The following is a 20098-nucleotide window of genomic DNA, read 5'->3' on the forward strand; positions in this document are numbered from 1 at the left end:
AGGATCGCAACGATCAAAGCCGTAACGTTTACAATAATCATAAATTCCTCATATGTGCTGATAACAACCACCTCCCTTCGGAGATGGAAATCACCCAGCAGATTGATTACCTACTTCATATTATACTATATTACGGTCACTTTTACAAACCTTATTAGTGTTTCAAACAGGCCTTTGAGCATTTTCTATTAATAACCTTTTCGTCAAAAGCTTTCTCTTCATGTTACCCTTTCATAAACACAAAATGATACAAAGATCTTTTTCTATCGGTTTAACATATTCGATTGCCAAGGTTCACCGGCCTTTTGGCCGGGCGAAGGCTACTGCATAGCAGTAACCACTTTTCCGCCCTGTACCCACTGGCCTTTCTCATTTACTTGATATTGCCCTTCAATAACGGTTCCCGTAATTAACTTCCCTCTTGTTCCATCAGAAACCGGATTAAGATAATACCAAGCGCCTTCCATGTACTGCCACCCTGTAAGCATTTGGCCCTGTGTCCCATCAGATATAGGTTTCAAATAATACAGGTTTCCGTCAGCAGCCATATACCAGCCTGTCACCATAAATCCGTCCTTGTCAAAGCGATACCAAGAAGCTGAATCCTCTTTTTTTGTTGCGTATGGGTTACTGATATATGCCCATTCATCTGTATAAGTCCGGTTAGACGCAAAGATCCATTTCCCATTTGCTACCTGTGTCCAGGTTCCCGTTATTGCTCCGGCTGGAGCTGCCGGTCCCTGGGTATTCCCTGCGGTCGTTACTCCCACGGAATAGAAACCGCCTCCACCTCCTGAAGAACCTTTTCCACCCCCGCCTCCGGAAGAACTCCCAGAAGTCGTCTGATCTAATACTTTGAAATTAAGGGTTACAGTGACCGGATCAGACATCTTTCCATCACTGGTGACTGCACAAACTATTGTCGTTATAGTTCCGGTGTATGGGGATCTTCCCATAGCCTCCTTGATCCAGCTGGCCGTAACCTCTTGTTTCTCATTGAAAACTACAGGAGTCACGTTTCCTTCCTGATCCACTATAAGGATACCGGCATCAGAGGAACGCCATAAAACATTCTTTTTATCCTGGCTTCCAGAAGAGTCCGCCCCGCTCCACCGGGTGTATACGGAAGCATTGAATTTCTTACTTTCAAGTCCTTTCCATGAAAGAACGGGATTGTTTGATTTTCCTGTCTTTGTAAATACCAGGTCAAATTTCTCGCTCTCCCGGTCTGCCTCTATGCATTCCGTCTGGAAGGTTAATGTGACCTTACAGGAAGCGGCCATCTGGCCGTCTTTTGTTACGGCTGTGATCTCCACGTTCTTTTCTGCCCGGTACGGTGCCTTTGAAAGTGCCTCTTTGATCCACGGTGCTCCATCAACCGGAGTCACATTTCCTTCCTGATCCACCTTTACTGCTTCTGGATCAGAAGAGATCCATAAAACGTTGCGGTCATAAGGCTTATGCACTGCGGTATCCTCCACCTCCGGAAGAACGGCTGCTAACAATTTTTTTGATTCAAAGCCGGTCTTTTGGACCGTTTCAGAATGGATATCTCCTACCTTCTGATACCCAAGACTGTAAGTAAGAGCCGTCTGATCCAGGGGGATTCCTTCTGGAACAATCCGTGTCTGATCGTTAGTCATAAATTTTACTGTCACCTGGCATGTAGCTGAAGCCTGATTTCCAAGCTTGTCCTTTCCGTTTACGGTAACAGTCACGTCCCGGCTTCCAGCCCCGGATATCTTTGCATACTTATCATTCTCCCGGATTCCGTTATCCGTTGCCATGATATTTCTGATCCAGGCGGAATCCTTAAGGGCTGAAACTGATGCTTCCCGGTAAGCTTGGTTGTCTTGGGATACTAAGACCACCGCTGGATCCGAACTTGTCCAGGTTACTTCATTTCTGGAGAAAAAGTCCGGTGTAAAGGTTGCCGTTAATGATTGGGGAGCCGTTACTGTCACCGTTTCCTGCGGATTGGTCCGGTCCCCGGTTAAGGTCCTTGTTACCGTATAGGCAAGAGCCTGTTTATCAAGTGCCGCCCCTTCCGTTGCCACTAAGGTATTATCCAGGATCTGAAATGTAACGTTGATCCGGCTATTTGCTATACAGGGCTTTCCTTCAAAGGAAGCAGAGGGCCGGGTCTGTGCTGTCAGAACTGCAACACCGCCGTTCTGATGACCAGCTCCATAAATCGTGTTCGGTATCTTATATTGATAATTTCCATCCTCCTGGGTTCTCTCCGCAGCTTCAATGATGCTTGTAAAAAAGGAGGAGGAAAGGTTTACGGAAAGGCTGGCCGATTTGGCGGTATAGCCATCGGTTTCCTCATCATTGTTTTTCGCCAGGTTTATAAGCTGGGGATCATCAATGCTCCACTTCACCCGGTTATCTTCCACATCATTATTAGTATCAATAATGGCTTTGATATTCACCGGCTGAACCTCAGTTCCCTGCTCTAACACTCCGTTGATATAGCGGGCAATAAGCTTACCTTCCTTATTCCGGATTTCTGTAGTCTTTACTGGACTTTTCCGATTTCCTGTCCTGGTCTGTACTACTGCAAAAGTATAATCCTCCGGTTCCACCTTGATGGACACGGCCACTTTTTTTATAGACCGCTGATACGGATATATCTTCCTGCGGCATGAAAAAGGTATAGGCATGACTGCCGTCTGAATAGGTAGTACTCTTCTTTATTCCTTTACTGTTGGTGTAAGTTGGAGTCCCTTCCATCTGGTATTTTTCTGAATCCGTATTCCTGGGGGTCGTTGTCACACAGACCGTTGTCGCGGCTGCAATGGCTCCCCGATGTTCCTTATCAAGGGGCCTGGAATATTGGGAGCTGCCTCTTACTTCAAGGGTAGCAACATCATAAAAGTTCTGGCCATTTGCCACCGTGTCGATCTGGTTTACGTTTAACAGATATCCTCTCACCGGACGGCCCAGGGAATTGGGGGCAAAATGATCCAGGATATAATCTCCGCTTTCCTCATCTATGACTGTCAGGATGCCGTTCTCCAATTCTTCATAGAAATACTGATCTGTGATAGTCTTTTTCGCTCCGCCTTGCACTAGAGTGTAGTACAGATCCCCAGAATGCCAGTATCCTACATGGGCAGCATAGCTATAATCATTATCATCGCTGATCTCTGATCCGCATACATTGGCACTAATCTTGCTCTCGGAATCCGCAAACAGATAGGCCACATCCTCTATGTAATTAAAGTTTGTTGCGGCTCCCTGCCTCGTCCCGATGAAGGTCCCCTCTCTTGCCAGGGACCCAAGCTGGGAGTTTCCGATAGTCCCTTCAAACCGTGCCACTTTTATCTTCCCGGCTGCATATCTTCCGGTGATGCCGCCGATGGCCGTTGAATGATAGCCGCCGATGGTTCCGCTGACATGGGTATTGTAAATATAAGCTGCGTTCTGGTATCCAACGATCCCGCCAATGTAGCCAGTCCCCTGGACTCTGGCCGTGGTTCCATCTCCGGTAGAAACATCTGAGTCTGCAATATAGGAATCCGATGCAATCCCAGCAATCCCACCAACATAAATTACATCCGTTCCGCCGGTGGCATCAATCATCACCTTTTCACAGGTTGCATTTTCAATAACGGTACCGCTGATCTCTCCCGCGATTCCCCCGGCAATGCCAGTGGAACGGATATAGGCGTTTTTCACGGTCACGTTCCTGATCTGGGAATCCTCTGCATATCCGGCCACAACTCCGATCCTGTCTTTTCCTTTAATCTCGCTGCTATCCGGAATGATAGTCACGTCATGGATTCTTGCATCCGTGACTGCCCCGAAAAGTCCGACATTGTTATAGCCAGCAAATGAGGTAATCTTTAAGTTCTTGATGGCATAGCCTTTTCCATCAAATTCCCCGCTGAAAGGATAGGGGACCGCACTGGAATTTTCTGCGGAGTCCCGATAAAAACCGATGGGTATCCAGTCCACTCCCTGTAAATCAATGTTTCCTCCAAGGGCGAAATAACATCCGGAATAGACACCGGCATATTTCGCTCCCTCGGCATCCGGAACAGTCATTCCCATGGCGGCCAATTCTGAAAATCCCATGAGTTGTTCCCTGTTCTTGATCAGGTAAGGTTTTTTCTTTTGTACCCTCCCCCTGGGTTCCGCTTAAAAACTCAAAGCTTGTCTTTCCTGCCCATGTATCCCAGATATCTCCCAGGGAACTGGAAGCAGCGGCCTTTACCGCCATTTTAGCGGGAAGAATTGTAGGAAGTTCCTTCGGTGCCTCTATCGCTTCGGAAGGAGTGGCTTCTCTGAAATTCTCTTCTTCCCTTTCTTCTGTTTCTAAACCGAATTCCAGCTCCCCGCCGGTTTCGTTCTCCTCCACCTCCTCATTGTCTCCTGTATCACGGTCTGCCTCAGAGGGGGTAGCTGTATGTATTGCATTTTCAATGGTTTGTCCATTTTCTGCATACACCGCCCAAGGCGGTACTGCTGTTATTGCCATGGCTGCACACATAACGTATGCCAGCCCTCTTACAAGTCCTTTTCTCATTATTCCTCCTTACTGAATTAATCCAAATACCATCTTCAACTACTAGATGTCCATCTGGAATCCTTTCATCCTGATACATGAAACCAAACGGCCTACCCGGCTTTATAAATAACTCCATCACATTTACCTCCATAATAGGTTTGTGATTCATTCTGCCCAATAAAGCCGTACCATCTCCTATCCACTTTTTGTCAGCCCATAAGTACCTTTGCAGTGACTGGATCAAAGAAGTACCTCTTACCTCTATTAGCACATAATTCCAGCCATTTATGACGCCAAAACTTATCTCCTGCTATTTTCTTATCCACTCCATCTACCCTTTATCCCCCAACTCCTTTCGTTTGGAATGTACTGCAGGAACATGGTTAAAAAAACAAACCGGATAATATCAATATGGCAGCTTCAAGAAATAATAACGACTCCTAAAAATCTTTCCTATCCCTGCAGGACTGCCATGGCCGGCCTGATACCAAAGTCCGTCTCCTTTACACTTACTGGCTGAATATTTCCATCTACCAGACTGACCCCATAGATCCCATCTCCATAAAGGAAGTCTTCCAATCCATCATCCTGCGGGGTACGAAGATAATATCCTTTAGAATAAGCGGAAACCTGCGATTCCGGATTGTTTGTTTCACTTCCATAAAACTTCCAGAGAACATTCCGGTACTTAAGCGCCTCATCCACTGACAAAATAAATACTTTATCCTGTATAAGCTGAAACACCTCCTTACCAGCCTTAAGGCTGCTGTCATCTAACTGCTCATAGTATCCCTTCCATGTAGCCCCTATGTATGACCTGGTAATTCCGATATATGTTTCATGGACAAAATCATCTGAAGCATGACTCAGAAGCCATTCTCGGATATTGGAGTGCTTATAATTGTTATTAAACCCAAAACTCAGTTTCTTCGCCGCTCCATCCAGATCAAACCGGATCACACTGTCACAAAGAAACAGCGCTGTCCGCTGATTGTTGCCCATGGTATCCTCATAATCTTCATCGATGCAGCGGAATAGGTAAATCTTGTTTCCAATGGTCCGGACCTGTACATCACCGATATGGTAATGTACGGTTTCTAGCGTTTTGCCAGTGGATTCATAACAGATATCACAAATTCCATCATGATCTGCATCCACATGTCCAATCGCAGGCAGTATCACAATTTCTTCCTTTCCACATTTCCGGCACCGGACCGTTTCATGGCCGTTTGCCGTACATGTGGCATTGATTCTATCCTCAACCTGGTAATCATGGCTACATGTGCTTTCATCATATTTTTTTTCAAAGCCTACTCTTACAACTGTGTATTCCTCATAAGCTATCGTAAATTCATCCATGACCAGCTCAGATAAGTTCTTAATATTTTGGAATGTCTGACTTACGATTACGGTACTTGGCACATGCCGCTTTGCAATAAGATAGATTTCCTTCCGCTCCGTACCATCTGCCATTGACACTAAATTAAGAAGCCTTTCATTACTTTCCTCTTTACTCTTTGTAATGAGCTGCTGGTATGATGACTTCTGGCCGCTAAGTCTAAAATCTGCCATCTTTGAAACCTCCAGCCATTTTTCCAGCTTGTCTTTGGCTTCCTGATCCGGTTCCTCGTCTTCAGGAAGGCAATCTCCTTTTTCAAATTCAATGTAGTATTTTTGAATCCCATTACCGTTTACAATGACATTCCACGGACTTGATACAAGAGAATGATAATAATACTGATCCGTCCCTAATATAGTTTCCGGAAAGTCAACGGTAAGCGGCCAGCCCTCTTCTGTACATCCCTGCTGGGCTTTCAATATCTCGTTGTTGTGATTCCCCCTTTCAACAAAATAGAGATTCCATTCAACTTTTTTTTGGCCTCCGAAGGGGAAGCCACGTTTTCTCTCTCATAATAGATGTTCAGGACCATTTGATTACTGATCAGCCTAAAGCTTTCCTTCTGCCCTCCGCACAACTTATAACCGTCAATTATCGGCGGTATAATATCAATCATTTCTCCTTCTGTCCCCACACCAGCCACCGCCTGCAATACGGTTTTATTTTTGATATCTAGATACCGCACCGAGTATCTGTACTGCATTTCTGGCTCCTCGGTTCCCTCCAAGATTTCCTCCGACACCGGAATCTCCGGCTCAGTTTCCGATTCTCCCTTTCCTGGTACCAGATCCTTTGAACTACTGTCTGGCTTTGTGCCATATCTGGTCTCGGATCACCCCCCTGGCTCCCTGATCCACCGCCACCAGAGCTCCCATTGGAAATTTCACCTGCCAATGTTGACTTTTTAGTATTGGTTGTCTGTATTCCTTTTCCAGATACATACTGTATCGTGCCGTTTTCATCGATCCAAGCCCCGGAAGAATCTATGGAATACCCATCCGGAGTTTTTTTCACTTATGTACATAGCCCCTTCGGGATGATTAATTCCAGATTGTTCGGTAAGGTAATAACAGCATCCATCTATCCATTGCCAGCCGGTGAGCATCTTCCCCTTTGTCCCATCAGAGACAGGGTTTAAAAAAATACCATTTGCCATCGATCAGCCGCCAGCCAGTAACCATATAACTGTTATCGCCAAAGTAATACCAAGCCCCCTCAATCAGCCTCCAGGCATTCTTTTCGTAAATTTGATTTTCCCCATAGATCCAATGGCTATCCTTTTGTATCCATGCACCATAACTTGGAATTGAAATACTCGTTACCATTAATACTGTGCTCAATAAAGCAAAACATTTTTTTTCTGTCCAGTATAATCTTTCATCACTCCTTACTATTTGTTATTTCTCCTGCCTAACCTGCTTTCTTGAGTAAATCCCTCAGTTACTCACTTAACAACTTACAACCACTGCAATCTTTTCGTACTAAATAGAACAGGCCGGTATATAACAGCAGTGCTTACAATTTGTTGCATAAGAAGGGATAAATGGCTTCTGTATTGTTTAATCCTTTAAATTCTTCCTGCCAAAAGCAGTTTTATGGAGAAAAGTATAATGGTATTCTTGTTATAAATTTATTGACAAAATTATGGAAATAAAATGGAGAAGTAAATAAAAATCCAAAGAAGGAACATCTAATTGCCGGAATGGCTGATAAACTTGATATGCTAAAAGTTACATTTTTTTTAGAAAGAACTCCGATATCTATTAAATCCGCACAATGATTTGTTACAAAAAATTTTTAAATATCTGGTCGCTTAATCGCCATACCATATCCATCCGCCTATCAGTGAATTAAGTTCAAAGAAAAAGTGGATTTTCTCAAAGCATTATTTAAAAAATGTAACCCATTTTACCGAATATAGCCTTGCAGTCCAGTTAAATGCAAACCACAAAATACACTTATGAAAGGATAAGACGAAAAAAAAGAATGTAAGTTATGAGATAGAGGTCAGAAATGTAAATCAGAAGATAACATATGCTTTGAAGTCATGATATTTACCTCAATCAATACGCTCCATAAGACTTGTTGAAAATTCTCCGATAGAAAAAAAATACATCACTCCTTTCAGACGGATATTTCACATGAAATAAAAGTCAAAAAAAACTCACTCCCAAAGATTTCCCAGCCACGAAACAGTGCACCATTTATCGATACCTATACATATAAACATAATCATAAATAAAAATATTAAGTTCACGGGACAGTATTAAAGTACTGCATAAAATGGTCCTAAAATATTGGACTCATAATAAAAGGAACAATGAAATACACAGAATAAGCCTCCTATCACCTTTGTGACAGCAAACATGAAAAAAAATCACTAAATACAATTATTAAAAATAGGGATTTGCAAAAAGGACCCAGAAATGGGAAAGTTATTTCCTGATTCAACAGGCAATTACATGAGACCAGAAACAGATTTGATTAATATGAATTTTAAAGGAATTATGTTCAAAGATAACTAATGGAAATGCGGACATTTAATATACTACCAATAAAATAAATCAAGCAAAATTATAAAAACAAAAAAAACTTATTTATTAGAATGAATCATAAAATCATTGCACACCTCCAATAAAGCCTAATACTATACACGGCATATCAATGTTATAAACGGGAATATTTGTCGATACTGACTTGAAAAATCAAATGATTGCTGTAATACTATTTTTAATAAATCCATCAAAAACTTACATAAATTAAGAATAGAAATAAAAATCAACCAGACCTTTTCTCCTACAGTAAATAAAGGTTTTAATGGACCAGGTAAATGGACCAAACCTCCTGGTTCTCCAATCAATCCAAACCTCTTCTGCTTTGCAAATCCGCATTTACCAATCGGACACCCCATTTAAAGAAAAAAACTCCCTGCAATGCAAGGAGCCTTCTAACCGTACATTTATCACATCAAACGGTAAAAGGTATCACCCAAACTGCTTTTTTGTCACCAGGTAACAAAATACCAAACAAGCTGCTTCCTGACTTCTATTACAGTATACAACAAACTTAGCAGAAAATCAACCTGCTCATACGTGATATATGCAAGCTATATTTTAAAACAATATGTACTCCTTCCATAACTTCACACTAATATCCCAGATAATTTATAACAAAAAAAAGCTTTATCCCCTCATCACATCCCCTCACAGTTCCCTATGTTAATTCTTTGCTGAATAAAAACATATACCCCCTATAATAATTACCGTCCAACCACAACTCCCAACATTAAAAACCTCAATTATTCCTTTTTCAGGACATATCATACCCCTCTTAATATTCCCCAAACTCACTATAATATCTGATTCCTGTCAATCCACTAACAGCTCATCAACCGTGACAAAGGTATATCCCTGCTTTGTCAAAGTATCAATTACCTCCAGGGCTGCTTCCACCGAAGTCGGATACACATCATGAAGAAGGATGATATCCCCAGGTTCCACGCGCTTTACAATATAACGCACTACCTTTTTGGTATTCTTTGTCTTCCAATCAAGAGGATCTAAATTCCAAAGAACCACCGTCATGTCAGTTGTACACTCCAGTTCCTCATTCCAGGAACCATAAGGCGGACGCAAATACTCAGGCCTTGTACCGGTAATCTCCTCAATCTGCCGATTATTCTGTTCAATCTGCTGACAGGCAGTTCTCACCGCCTCCTTGCTCATTTGTACATGAGTATATCCATGATTCCCGATTAAATGTCCATCCTCTTTCATCTGTTTCAAAATGGCCTCTTTCCCCTCCACATTTTCTCCAAGAATAAAAAAGGTAGCATGGACTCCTCTTTTGCGAAGTCCATCAAGAAGCTTTGGCGTATAAACAGAATGAGGGCCATCATCAAAAGTCAACGCAATCTCCTTATCCCCGGAGAATTGTCTCCTGACCTCATCCTTTGCCTCAGCGTCCGCACTTGCGGGAAGAAACAGGGTATCCTTTGCCTCTGTATATGATTGGTGCATGCCCTTTATAAAAATAATATCCAATATAAAAACAACCACTAAACAGGCCGCTTTCCATTTCATTTTCATAATCTCATAAGCCCAGCTTTCTGCCATTATTAATTAATCTATGGAGTATTTCAGAAAAATAAAACCAAAACATTTCTGTCTTTTTCTATCTTTTCCCTTAAATGATCCTATCACCAAGATATATCTGCTAAACAAAAGGGGACTTTATACACAAACATACTACTTTAAATCAACAGTTATCAACAGATCTACCCCCATATAAACCCCCTGCCTTCAATGCAGTCTCATTTCAGATCAAATGACAGGCACTTTACCCCTCCGGCTGGCCTTTGATTCCTTCACTCATACTTCCTGGATTCTTCTCCCCAGCACCGGCTTATTCCCGTATATCCGACAAATTCAGCATCCTATGCAAGCGCCTCCTTACTTCCCATAAAATCCAATACCCCAGCCGATAAAAAAGGCTGTTCCCATCTTAAATGAGAACAGCCTTTAAAGCTTACATATAAATCGAAGCTTTTCTTAAGCCATGCAAACGTTAACTGCCTGCAGACCACGGTTTCCTTCTGTTGTTTCATAAGTTACTTTCTGGCCTTCTTCCAGAGTCTTGTAACCATCAGCAACGATGCCGGAGAAATGTACGAAAACTTCCTCGCCTGTTGCGTCATTTACGATGAAACCATATCCCTTAGCACCATTAAACCATTTTACTGTACCGTTGTTCATAACGTGTACCTCCTATAAAATAAAAAAATATTTGATATATCGCCTGAAACAAAAAATCACATATTTTGTAAATCATCATCCGAAAATAATGACTTACAAAAATATGTGAAATCATAACTCCATTCGATAATACACGTACATTCTAACCTGAATTTACAAAATTGTCAAGACTATTCTGTTATTTTAGACTAGAAAAGACAGGGTCCTGTCCCTTCCTAAAAAGGTACAAACCCTGTCCAAAATAGCCACAAAATAAAATTACTTTAAAGTAACTTTTGCGCCTTCAGCCTCTAAGGAAGTCTTGATCTGCTCAGCCTCTTCCTTGGATGCGCCAGCCTTTAATACCTTAGGAGCGCCATCAACTACGTCTTTAGCTTCCTTTAAGCCTAAGCCAGTAGCTTCACGAACAACCTTGATAACCTTAACCTTGTTAGGGCCAACTTCGGTTAATTCAACGTCGAATTCAGTCTTCTCTTCTTCTGCTGCTGCAGGGCCTGCTGCTGCAACTACTACGCCTGCTGCTGCAGATACACCAAATTCTTCCTCACATGCCTTTACTAATTCGTTTAATTCTAATACAGATAATTCTTTGATCGCTTCGATAAATTCAGCTGTTGTTAACTTTGCCATTATAATATACCTCCGTATTTAATATGTTTTTTTAAGGAAGTTCGATTCGCCTGATAGCTTACCGAACGGCTAATTTTCTAAATTCAGGTGCGCTGTGCTTACCTTCATTAAGAATCTTATGCTTCTGCTGCTTCTCCGCCCTGAGCATCTGCAATCTGCTTGAGAACGCGAGCAATGTTTGTGATAGGAGACTGGATGCTTCCAAGCAACTTTCCAAGAAGGATTTCTCTGGAAGGAATGCTGGAGATCTTAGCCATACCCTTTGCATCATAATAAGTGCCTTCTACAACGCCGCCTTTGACTTCTAAAGCCGGAGCTGTCTTAGCAAACTCAGCCAGGATTCTAGCCGGAGCTGTTGCATCTGTCTTGGATACAGCAATTGCTGTAGGTCCTTCCAGATTTGGCTCCAGAGCTTCAAATGCTGTGCCCTGAGCAGCGAAACGAATCATAGTATTCTTATATACTTTATAGGAAACACCAGCCTCTCTTAATTTCTTACGAAGCTCTGTATCCTGAGCAACTGAGATACCACGATAATCTACAACTACCGCTGCCTCAGCGCCATCAAGTAATTCCTTGATCTCGCTTACAACTGGCTGCTTTAATTCAACTTTTGCCATTATGGTTTACCTCCTGTTTAGTCTGAGCCTCCCGGTTGCCCGTAAGGCCCGCTCGTATAAACCGCAAAGAAAAACCTCTCCGCCGGATGGACAGAGAGGTCTACAATTCATTTATACAAAATGATTCTTGTACATTCCTCGGCAGGCGTTAGCACCTTATGCCTTGCGGCACCTGCTGTCTTCGGCAGTCAATACTTGCATAGTATAACATTATTTATAATTAATGTCAACCACAAAACAAAATTAGTTCATTAACTTAGCTACGTTCAGTTTTACGCCAGGTCCCATGGTGGAAGCCAGTGTAACACTCTTTAAGTAGGCACCCTTAACTGTACTTGGTCTTGCTTTGACGATTGCATCAACAAGCGTCTGGAAGTTGTCCGCTAACTGATCTTCTGTAAAAGAAGCTTTTCCAACTGGCACGTGGATAATATTTGTCTTATCAAGTCTGTACTCAACCTTACCAGCTTTGATATCGTTGATTGCCTTTGTTACGTCCATGGTAACAGTACCAGCTTTTGGGTTTGGCATTAAGCCCTTTGGTCCCAGGACACGTCCCAGACGACCAACAACACCCATCATATCTGGAGTAGCAACAACTACATCAAAATCCAACCAGCCTTCGTTCTGGATCTTCGGAATCAGTTCCTCAGCTCCAACGTAGTCTGCGCCTGCGGCCTGTGCTTCATCAGCCTTCGGACCCTTAGCGAAAACTAAAATACGAACAGTTTTACCTGTACCGTGTGGAAGTACAACTGCACCACGGATCTGCTGGTCTGCGTGACGTCCGTCACAACCGGTTCTGATATGAGCTTCTATGGTTTCATCAAATTTAGCACTTGCATTCTGCTTAACTAAAGAGATTGCTGCCGGTGCATCGTAGAGAACAGAACGATCTACTGTTTTAGCTGCCTCTGCGTATCTTTTTCCTCTTTTCATTCTAAATAACCTCCTAGTGGTATTGTCGGGGATTTTCCCTCCCACGTTCTTAAAACTTCGTTAACTGCAATATTATAAGGAAGTTCGATTCGCCTGCCGGCTCCTCGAACGGCTATTTTCCTAAGGAAATTAAGCCTCTTCTACCGTGATACCCATACTTCTTGCGGTACCGGCGATCATACTCATAGCTGATTCAACAGATGCAGCATTTAAGTCTGGCATCTTCAGTTCAGCGATCTTCTGTAATTCAGCCTTGGTAATTGTAGCTACCTTTGTCTTATTAGGAACTGCAGATCCGGATTTGATCTTGCAGGCCTTCTTTAATAATACAGCAGCCGGTGGAGTCTTGGTTATGAAGCTGAAGCTTCTGTCAGCATAAACAGTGATAACAACCGGGATGATCAAATCTCCCTGATCAGCTGTTCTTGCGTTGAATTCCTTTGTAAACTGTACGATGTTTACACCATGCTGTCCAAGTGCTGGACCTACAGGAGGAGCTGGTGTAGCCTTTCCCGCTGGAATCTGCAATTTGATATATCCTGTTACTTTCTTTGCCATAATAAGGCACCTCCTAAATAAATGTGGTATTGTCGGGGATTTCCCTCCCACGAGCCTATACACCGGTATAAGCCGCTTTTACTTGTTACATCTTCTTCACTTCGCTGAAGTTTAATTCTACCGGAGTCTCCCGGCCGAACATTTCAACGCTCATGGTGATGGTTTTCTTACTTTCGTTGATGGACTTGATAGCACCAACCGTATCCTTCCATGCACCGGAAGTTACCACAACGGTATCTCCCTCTTCAAAGCCAATGATGACCTCTTCGTTCTTGAATCCAAGTTTCTCCATCTCTTCTTCTGTCAGAGGAACCGGTTTTGATCCAGGACCTACAAAGCCTGTCACTCCACGGGTATTACGCACTACATACCATGTGTCATCATTCATGACCATGTGAATTAGTACGTAGCCGGGAAACATCTTTTTATCGGCCTTTTTCTCAACGCCATTCTTAAGTTCAATGACGGATTCTAACGGAACCGATACTTCCAGAATCTGATCCTGTAAGTTTCTGTTTTCGATTGTTTTCTCGATGTCAACCTTTACTTTATTCTCATATCCTGAATAGGTATGAACTACATACCAATGTGCTTCTGACATAAACTCACCTTAACCCTTACGAATTATAAGATAAAACTGAGACCAAACTTGATGATCAGATCAAGAATTCCGATAATCAGTCCTAAAGCAATCGCTGAAGACATGACAGCGATCGTCTGTTTCGTTACGGTTTCTTTGTCAGGCCAAACGATTTTTGCAAACTCAGATTTCAGACCCTTAAAAAAAGCTCTTCTTCTGAGCACTCTCGTTGTTCACTGTATCTCCCATGATTTGCCTCCTAATGAAGTAAGCGGATATGCAAGCATATCCAGTTGCTTCACAAACTCAAGGTTGGAAGACGTCTTTCTTTCAACCTTCACGTCCTTTACAAACTGATTACTTTGTTTCCTTGTGCATTGTATGGCTCTTACAGAATCTGCAATACTTTTTGGTTTCCATTCTGTCCGGATGAGTCTTCTTATCCTTGGTCATGTTGTAATTACGCTGTTTGCATTCTGTACATGCCAGTGTGATTTTTGTGCGCACGACTTCCACCTCCACTTAAATTTTCATTGTTGTGTATTAAGTCCCTTTTTCTGCCGCAAGCAATTTTGAGCATAAAAAAAGACCTAAGCTCTTCCATTCGCCCAATTACTATAACACACAGGCCAGGATTCGTCAATCTTTTTTTTATGAAAAGCAATGATATTTACGGTATTTCGTCATTATATCATGTAAGCAAATAAATCGCAAGTCCGGTTAGAAGATTTAAAGATTTTTAAATCTGTTCCGGCCGGACCTGCTGCTATAATAATATGTTTTCTATATTTTTTTGCTATGGCCTTACAGGGGGGCCGTCAGGATGCCTTTAAAAGAGCCGGCCATGGTCCATATCCACTGCAGAATATTTTTCTGACGCATTTTCATCAAAACCGACTCCAATTCCCGGCTTGTCATTTAAACAGGAATATCCTTCTCTGATCACGGGACAGCCTGGGAATACCTTCTGCTGATGCTTAACCGGGAAAAACGACCTCCAGATACCGTTTTAAAGCATCCTGCCAGGAAGGCAGGCGAAGAAAACCATTTTCCTCAAGCTTATCCTTGTTCATACGGCTGTTGGCAGGCCGTTTTGCTTTTGCCGGATACTGGTCTGAACCGACAGGTTCCACTTTTACATCCATGCCCGCCTGTTTAAAGATTTCACAGGCAAACTCATACCAGGTGCACAGACCTTCGTTGGTGGCATGGTAACGCCCGTATTTCTCCGTTTCTATCATGTCCACCAAAAGGCGGGCCAGATCATAAGTATAGGTAGGAGAACCGGTCTGGTCAGCGACTACCGTTAATTTATCATGAGTCTTTCCCAGGTTCAGCATGGTCTTTATAAAGTTCTTTCCATTTACGCCAAATACCCAGGCAATCCTTACGATAAAATATTTGGAGAGATTTTCTTCTACTGCAAGTTCTCCCTCATATTTGGTCTGGCCGTAAACATTTAACGGCTCCCTCTCATCATCAGGCTCCCAGGGACGGGTTCCCTGGCCGTTAAACACATAATCCGTGCTGATGTACATCATCTTGATATCCAGCTCCCGGCATACCCTGGCAATGTACTCCGTTCCCCTTGCATTAACATTCCGGCACACTTCCTCATTATCTTCCGCCGCATCCACAGCCGTATAGGCGGCACAGTGGATGACTGCATCAGGAGCGGCTGCCTTAATGACCCGGTTTACGCTGTCTTTATCTGTGATGTCCATCTCATCGATGTCCACTCCGACTGCCTCATGTCCCCGCTTTTTTAATTCATTTACTACATCAAATCCAAGCTGGCCTTTTACGCCAGTAACAAACACTTTCATATATACCTCTTTTCTACAGGGAAGTCCGATTCGCCTGACAGCTCATCAAACGGCTGATCTTCCAGGCCCAGCCGGCACTGCACCTGTCTTAGCCTGGAAAATTATGCCCACGAAATCCTGCCGGGGAATTTATAAACGCTCACCGTACATGTTATCAAAATAATTCTGGTATTCCCCATTGATGATATGCTTCCACCAGTCCTCATTGTCCAGATACCACTGGATAGTCTGACGGATTCCGGTATCAAAGTTGTATTTCGGCTTCCAGCCAAGTTCGGTTTCCAGTTTCTTCGGGTCAATGGCATAACGTCTGTCATGGCCGGGACGGTCGGTAACGAACTTGATCAGACTCTCCGGTTTATCAAGGGCTTTAAGAATGGTCTTAACCACTTCTAAGTTAGTGCGCTCGTTGTGTCCGCCTACATTGTAGACCTCGCCCACTTTTCCCTTGTGAATGATCAGATCAATCGCCTCGCAGTGATCGGAAACATGGAGCCAGTCTCTCACATTTTCCCCTGTTCCGTATACCGGAAGCTCTTCATCTGCCAGGGCACGGCTGATAATAAGCGGAATCAGCTTTTCCGGGAAATGATAGGTCCATAGTTATTGGAACATCTGGAAATGGTCACAGGAAGCCCAAACGTTCTCTGGTATGCCAGAACAAAAAGGTCTGCGCTGGCCTTTGAGGAGGAATAAGGGCTTGAAGTATGAAGCGGAGTCTCCTCTGTGAAGAATAAGTCAGGGCGGTCCAAAGGCAGGTCGCCGTATACTTCATCGGTGGAAACCTGATGATAGCGCTTGATCCCGTAAGTGCGGCAGGCATCAAGAAGGGTCGTGGTTCCCATTACATTGGTTCTTACAAATGCCTCCGGGTCTGTAATGGAACGGTCCACATGGCTCTCTGCCGCAAAGTTTACCACCACATCGGGTTTTTCCTTCTCAAAAAGGTCAAAGACAAAGCTTCTGTCCGCAATATCCCCTTTTACAAATTTATAATTAGGCTTATCCTCAACAGGCTTTAATGTCTCCAAATTTCCTGCATAAGTCAAAAGGTCCAGATTGATGATCTGGTAATCCGGATACTTATTTACCATATGATGTACAAAATTTCCGCCGATAAAACCGGCTCCTCCGGTAACGATAATCTTCATTTATATACTCTCCTTTTTATTGGCATAAAAGGGACGTCTTTTGCCCCGTCCATCCGATTATGAAAACATTTTTTTTGTTTTCATAATATAGGTTATCTGAAATCGCCTTTCATATTTCTAATAAAAGCCGCGTTCTTTGCTGTCATCCAGCCGATTATCGGAAGTGCTTTTCCTTCCGATAATATTCTTGACAAAGGCAGGTTAAGCTTCTTAACCATGTAATCTGTCAATGTATTTTCCGGCAAGGACATCCATCAGATATTGCCCGTACTGGTTCTTCTTCAAAGGCTCAATGTTTTCCATCAACTGATCCTTTGTGATCCAGTGGTTCAAATAAGCGATTTCCTCCAGACAAGCGATCTTCCTGTGCTGGTGTGTCTCCATGGTACGGACAAAATCAGTGGCATCTGCCAGGGATTCATGGGTTCCCGTATCAACCAGGTAAAGCCCTGGCCCAAAAGCTCCACATCAAGCTTTCCTTCTTCTAAGTAAATGCGGTTTAAATCCGTGATTTCCAGCTCGCCCCGGGCTGATGGTTTTAAATTCTTCGCATATTCCACAACCTTATTATCATAGAAATAAAGTCCGGTCACACAATAATTGCTCTTTGGCTTTTCCGGTTTTTCTTCAATGGATACTGCCTTTCCGTCAGAATCAAATTCCACGATGCCAAAGCGTTCCGGATCATCCACATAATAGCCGAATACAGTAGCCCCGTCCTTTTTGTTAGCGGCATTTAACAGGCGTTTGTTAAGTCCGTGGCCTGCAAAAATATTATCTCCAAGAATCATTGCCACGCTGTCATCACCGATAAATTCCTCTCCAATGATAAATGCCTGTGCAAGGCCATCAGGGGAGGGCTGTACTGCATAGGATAAACGGATTCCAAACTGATTACCGTCTCCTAAAAGCGCCTCAAACCGGGGCGTGTCATCTGGGGTTGAGATGATCAGGATATCCCGGATTCCTGCGTTCATTAAAACGGACAGCGGATAATAAATCATAGGCTTGTCATAAATAGGCAGTAACTGTTTGGAAGTTACCATGGTCAGCGGGTAAAGTCTGGTGCCGGAGCCTCCGGCAAGTATAATTCCCTTCATTTGTTTCTCCTCCGTATCAATTCGTGATACCATCATACAGGGTGACGTTAGGTCACTGTCAAGTCCTTTTCCATTAATTTTTCTTTACTTTCTGCAGATAAACGCCCCTGCCTGCTTTGTAATATGGATAAAACCCTTCTTTTCCATTTTCTTTTCAAGGAATTCCCGAAATTCCTCGTAACGGTCGCTTAAATATTCCTGCTGGTTGCCATGGCAGGAAAGAATGTATTCCATAAGCGCACCTGCATCTCTGACCTCCAGGCTATCCCTATAGTCTTTCCTTTCCAGGCCATGAAAATGGCTTTTTAAAATTTCCTCTCCATTCTCAAGTCCGAACACATCGTATAAATTTACTTCTGAAAGAGCGATCCTGGAATCGAATTCCTTTACTAATTGGCTGATCTCCTTCATATGGTCCGAACCGTAGGTGCTGCAGTAAAAAAACGCCTTCCGGTTTTAGAATCCTTTGCACCTGATCCAGTACCCCATCCAGATTCGATAAATAAAAAAGAAGATGATTAGCTGCTACAATATGAAAGCTTTCCTCAGGCTTTGGTATCTGACGGCAGTCAAACACTTCAAAAGTAAAGGAGCCGGGAACGCTTTTTAGGTTTTCTTCCACATCCCGGATCATCCCTTCCGAAATATCAGACAGGCAGATACTTGCATCCGCCGGTATCCTGTCCCGGTTTGCATTCCAAAGTTCTCCGTTTCCGCAGCCCAGTTCCAGAATGCATTTTCCATCCAAAGGCTCCATAAGGCCGTACAGCCACTGGAACCAGCCGGTAGGATTCTTTGTGTATTTTTTTATGAAGCCCGATTCGGATACTTAAATTGGCTGCATCCTTATACTGTTCCACAAGGGACCGTTCCATATTGGTAATATGGATTAAGTGAAGAATTTTATTCCAGTCCACAGACTGGTTTTCTGTTACCATCTTTGACGTTTCCGTAAGGGTCTGCTCCACCAGTTTTAAATGTTCGATTCTCTTCCGGATAAGATTTAATTGAAGCCGAAGAGACCCCTCAACGTAATCGTTGTCGTTGTCATTGATGGTGATGGAACGGATCTCATCTAAAGAAAAGCCCAGGTATTTTAAGGAAAGAATTTTCTGAAGCTTTGCAAAATCAGAATCCGTATATAGCCGGTATCCTCCCTCGCTCATACCGGATGGCTTTAACAGCCCCTGCTTATCGTAATACCGGACGGTGCGTATGGAAACATTGGCCTTTTTTTGCAAACTGGCCTGAAGTGTAGTATTGGTTCACCGGCCTTGCCACCTCCTTTTTTCCTGAATTATCATATAGGTATTATATAGGGTGACGTATGGTCATGGTCAAGTGAATTTTTAAAGATGATACAAAATCCCCTGTTGGATCCAGAAATTCCTTGAAACCAGACAGGGGATATTCTTTTATTTGTCATAAATACAAATACTGGGTTATCACTTTTTATACCGGCAGTACTTTAACTGCGGAACAGAGTCTAGACCATCAACTGAAAATTCTCAATATTCAGCAGCTTCCCAAACTTTAAGCCCACTTCTCTTATGGTTCCGCAGTGAATAAAGCCCAGTCGTTCATGAAGGCGGATGCTGGCCTCATTTTCCCCGGTTATGACAGAAATAACCGTATGGATGTCATCCCTTTCCCTTGCAATCTCAAGAATGGCAGAAGCCAGCTTCCCGGCGATTCCTCTGCGGCGGTAATCCTTATCAATATATATAGAAAGTTCTACTGTGGCTGCATAAGCCTCTTTGGGACGGTAAGAGGAAAGGCTTGCATAACCGACTGTTTTTCCATCATCTTCTGCCACGATCAAAGGATGGTTCCCTACATTATGTTCCCGAAACCAGGCCAATCGCTCCTCCATGTTCTTAGGATTTAAATCAAATGTAGCCAGTCCATGTTCTACTTCATAATTATAAATGTCTAAAAGCTCAGGCATATCCTTTTCTTCTGCGGTTCTGATTATCATATACTTTCCTCCTGGGACTGATTGATTTTATCACATGTTATCATACA

At 43.0% G+C, this 20098-nt stretch carries 22 protein-coding genes, 2 pseudogenes and 1 other annotated feature; all 24 genes and pseudogenes read right to left on the reverse strand.

The genetic code is table 11. The features are described 5' to 3' along the window. Positions 1–320: 320 nt before the first annotated feature. The 24 genes and pseudogenes from JCM10519_RS15685 to JCM10519_RS15785 all read right to left on the reverse strand — a co-directional run bounded on the left by JCM10519_RS15685 (position 321) and on the right by JCM10519_RS15785 (position 20051). Positions 321–2600 (reverse strand): hypothetical protein, encoded by a 2280-nt coding sequence (locus JCM10519_RS15685; protein WP_347844405.1) that lies wholly within the window; start codon positions 2598–2600, stop codon positions 321–323. Then, complete coding sequence (locus JCM10519_RS15690) at positions 2500–4083, reverse strand: hypothetical protein (protein WP_347844406.1); 1584 nt, start codon at positions 4081–4083, stop codon at positions 2500–2502. Before JCM10519_RS15690 ends, JCM10519_RS15685 begins: the two co-directional genes overlap by 101 nt. Beyond that, positions 3974–4534: a hypothetical protein gene (locus JCM10519_RS15695; RefSeq protein WP_054740312.1), complete on the reverse strand. Its 561-nt coding sequence runs from the start codon at positions 4532–4534 to the stop codon at positions 3974–3976. Before JCM10519_RS15695 ends, JCM10519_RS15690 begins: the two co-directional genes overlap by 110 nt. A gap of 435 nt (positions 4535–4969) precedes the next feature. Continuing rightward, positions 4970–6334 (reverse strand): DUF6273 domain-containing protein, encoded by a 1365-nt coding sequence (locus JCM10519_RS15700; protein WP_054740314.1) that lies wholly within the window; start codon positions 6332–6334, stop codon positions 4970–4972. Then, entirely contained in the window at positions 6331–6642 is a 312-nt protein-coding gene (locus JCM10519_RS15705) for a hypothetical protein (protein WP_347844407.1), read from the reverse strand. Before JCM10519_RS15705 ends, JCM10519_RS15700 begins: the two co-directional genes overlap by 4 nt. A 70-nt stretch (positions 6643–6712) precedes the next feature. Then, entirely contained in the window at positions 6713–6877 is a 165-nt protein-coding gene (locus tag JCM10519_RS30650) for a hypothetical protein (protein WP_347844408.1), read from the reverse strand. Then, positions 6874–7071 (reverse strand): hypothetical protein, encoded by a 198-nt coding sequence (locus tag JCM10519_RS15710; protein WP_054740317.1) that lies wholly within the window; start codon positions 7069–7071, stop codon positions 6874–6876. Before JCM10519_RS15710 ends, JCM10519_RS30650 begins: the two co-directional genes overlap by 4 nt. Continuing rightward, complete coding sequence (locus JCM10519_RS30655) at positions 7037–7240, reverse strand: hypothetical protein (protein ID WP_347844409.1); 204 nt, start codon at positions 7238–7240, stop codon at positions 7037–7039. Before JCM10519_RS30655 ends, JCM10519_RS15710 begins: the two co-directional genes overlap by 35 nt. Before the next feature lie 2043 nt (positions 7241–9283). Then, positions 9284–9997, reverse strand: coding sequence for a polysaccharide deacetylase family protein (locus JCM10519_RS15720; RefSeq protein WP_347844410.1), 714 nt, complete (start codon positions 9995–9997; stop codon positions 9284–9286). Between the two features lie 468 nt (positions 9998–10465). After that, positions 10466–10669 carry a cold shock domain-containing protein gene (locus JCM10519_RS15725; RefSeq protein ID WP_013271149.1) on the reverse strand — a complete coding sequence of 68 codons (204 nt, stop codon included), beginning with the start codon at positions 10667–10669 and terminating at the stop codon, positions 10466–10468. Between the two features lie 258 nt (positions 10670–10927). Beyond that, positions 10928–11299, reverse strand: coding sequence for a 50S ribosomal protein L7/L12 (gene rplL, locus JCM10519_RS15730; protein ID WP_054740322.1), 372 nt, complete (start codon positions 11297–11299; stop codon positions 10928–10930). 116 nt (positions 11300–11415) lie between these two features. Continuing rightward, positions 11416–11919: a 50S ribosomal protein L10 gene (gene rplJ, locus JCM10519_RS15735; RefSeq protein ID WP_054740324.1), complete on the reverse strand. Its 504-nt coding sequence runs from the start codon at positions 11917–11919 to the stop codon at positions 11416–11418. A gap of 59 nt (positions 11920–11978) precedes the next feature. Further along, positions 11979–12122, reverse strand: a sequence feature (ribosomal protein L10 leader region). Positions 12123–12162: 40 nt separating this feature from the next. Beyond that, positions 12163–12858: a 50S ribosomal protein L1 gene (rplA, locus tag JCM10519_RS15740; protein WP_054740326.1), complete on the reverse strand. Its 696-nt coding sequence runs from the start codon at positions 12856–12858 to the stop codon at positions 12163–12165. Positions 12859–12987: 129 nt separating this feature from the next. Next, entirely contained in the window at positions 12988–13416 is a 429-nt protein-coding gene (gene rplK, locus JCM10519_RS15745; protein ID WP_054740328.1) for a 50S ribosomal protein L11, read from the reverse strand. An 85-nt stretch (positions 13417–13501) separates the two neighbouring features. Continuing rightward, the gene (nusG, locus tag JCM10519_RS15750) at positions 13502–14017 is read right to left on the reverse strand and encodes a transcription termination/antitermination protein NusG (protein ID WP_054740331.1); all 516 of its coding nucleotides are present in this window, start codon (positions 14015–14017) and stop codon (positions 13502–13504) included. A gap of 23 nt (positions 14018–14040) precedes the next feature. Continuing rightward, a complete protein-coding gene (secE, locus tag JCM10519_RS15755) occupies positions 14041–14220 on the reverse strand; it encodes a preprotein translocase subunit SecE (RefSeq protein WP_054740333.1) in 180 nt (59 codons plus the stop codon). 133 nt (positions 14221–14353) lie between these two features. Further along, complete coding sequence (gene rpmG, locus JCM10519_RS15760; protein ID WP_013271142.1) at positions 14354–14503, reverse strand: 50S ribosomal protein L33; 150 nt, start codon at positions 14501–14503, stop codon at positions 14354–14356. A 470-nt stretch (positions 14504–14973) separates the two neighbouring features. Next, positions 14974–15822, reverse strand: coding sequence for a dTDP-4-dehydrorhamnose reductase (rfbD, locus tag JCM10519_RS15765; protein ID WP_054740335.1), 849 nt, complete (start codon positions 15820–15822; stop codon positions 14974–14976). A gap of 129 nt (positions 15823–15951) precedes the next feature. Beyond that, positions 15952–16973: pseudogene (gene rfbB, locus JCM10519_RS15770) on the reverse strand (dTDP-glucose 4,6-dehydratase). Positions 16974–17183: 210 nt separating this feature from the next. After that, a pseudogene (gene rfbA, locus JCM10519_RS15775) lies at positions 17184–18073 on the reverse strand (glucose-1-phosphate thymidylyltransferase RfbA). An 84-nt stretch (positions 18074–18157) separates the two neighbouring features. Then, the gene (locus tag JCM10519_RS30660) at positions 18158–18484 is read right to left on the reverse strand and encodes a hypothetical protein (RefSeq protein ID WP_347844440.1); all 327 of its coding nucleotides are present in this window, start codon (positions 18482–18484) and stop codon (positions 18158–18160) included. Further along, positions 18399–18830 carry a class I SAM-dependent methyltransferase gene (locus tag JCM10519_RS30665; protein WP_347844411.1) on the reverse strand — a complete coding sequence of 144 codons (432 nt, stop codon included), beginning with the start codon at positions 18828–18830 and terminating at the stop codon, positions 18399–18401. Before JCM10519_RS30665 ends, JCM10519_RS30660 begins: the two co-directional genes overlap by 86 nt. Further along, positions 18721–19314 (reverse strand): MerR family transcriptional regulator, encoded by a 594-nt coding sequence (locus JCM10519_RS30670; RefSeq protein ID WP_347844412.1) that lies wholly within the window; start codon positions 19312–19314, stop codon positions 18721–18723. The genes JCM10519_RS30665 and JCM10519_RS30670 overlap by 110 nt, the downstream gene beginning before the upstream one ends. 245 nt (positions 19315–19559) lie before the next feature. After that, positions 19560–20051 (reverse strand): GNAT family N-acetyltransferase, encoded by a 492-nt coding sequence (locus tag JCM10519_RS15785; protein WP_054740337.1) that lies wholly within the window; start codon positions 20049–20051, stop codon positions 19560–19562. Positions 20052–20098 lie beyond the last annotated feature (47 nt).

Source organism: Clostridium sp. NkU-1, assembly GCA_001312405.1.

Excerpts from the sequence above, each read along its gene's own strand:
- JCM10519_RS30665 (WP_347844411.1), bottom strand. The coding sequence starts at position 18,830 with ATGGAGCCTTTGGATGGAAAATGCATTCTGGAACTGGGCTGCGGAAAC.
- JCM10519_RS15720 (WP_347844410.1), bottom strand. The coding sequence starts at position 9,997 with ATGAAATGGAAAGCGGCCTGTTTAGTGGTTGTTTTTATATTGGATATT.
- JCM10519_RS30650 (WP_347844408.1), bottom strand. The coding sequence starts at position 6,877 with ATGAAAACGGCACGATACAGTATGTATCTGGAAAAGGAATACAGACAA.
- rplK (WP_054740328.1), bottom strand. The coding sequence starts at position 13,416 with ATGGCAAAGAAAGTAACAGGATATATCAAATTGCAGATTCCAGCGGGA.
- nusG (WP_054740331.1), bottom strand. The coding sequence starts at position 14,017 with ATGTCAGAAGCACATTGGTATGTAGTTCATACCTATTCAGGATATGAG.
- JCM10519_RS30660 (WP_347844440.1), bottom strand. The coding sequence starts at position 18,484 with ATGAAGGAGATCAGCCAATTAGTAAAGGAATTCGATTCCAGGATCGCT.
- rfbD (WP_054740335.1), bottom strand. The coding sequence starts at position 15,822 with ATGAAAGTGTTTGTTACTGGCGTAAAAGGCCAGCTTGGATTTGATGTA.
- rplA (WP_054740326.1), bottom strand. The coding sequence starts at position 12,858 with ATGAAAAGAGGAAAAAGATACGCAGAGGCAGCTAAAACAGTAGATCGT.
- JCM10519_RS15690 (WP_347844406.1), bottom strand. The coding sequence starts at position 4,083 with ATGGGATTTTCAGAATTGGCCGCCATGGGAATGACTGTTCCGGATGCC.
- JCM10519_RS15710 (WP_054740317.1), bottom strand. The coding sequence starts at position 7,071 with ATGGCAAATGGTATTTTTTTAAACCCTGTCTCTGATGGGACAAAGGGG.
- JCM10519_RS15725 (WP_013271149.1), bottom strand. The coding sequence starts at position 10,669 with ATGAACAACGGTACAGTAAAATGGTTTAATGGTGCTAAGGGATATGGT.
- rplL (WP_054740322.1), bottom strand. The coding sequence starts at position 11,299 with ATGGCAAAGTTAACAACAGCTGAATTTATCGAAGCGATCAAAGAATTA.
- JCM10519_RS15785 (WP_054740337.1), bottom strand. The coding sequence starts at position 20,051 with ATGATAATCAGAACCGCAGAAGAAAAGGATATGCCTGAGCTTTTAGAC.
- JCM10519_RS15695 (WP_054740312.1), bottom strand. The coding sequence starts at position 4,534 with ATGAGAAAAGGACTTGTAAGAGGGCTGGCATACGTTATGTGTGCAGCC.
- JCM10519_RS30655 (WP_347844409.1), bottom strand. The coding sequence starts at position 7,240 with ATGGTAACGAGTATTTCAATTCCAAGTTATGGTGCATGGATACAAAAG.
- rplJ (WP_054740324.1), bottom strand. The coding sequence starts at position 11,919 with ATGGCAAAAGTTGAATTAAAGCAGCCAGTTGTAAGCGAGATCAAGGAA.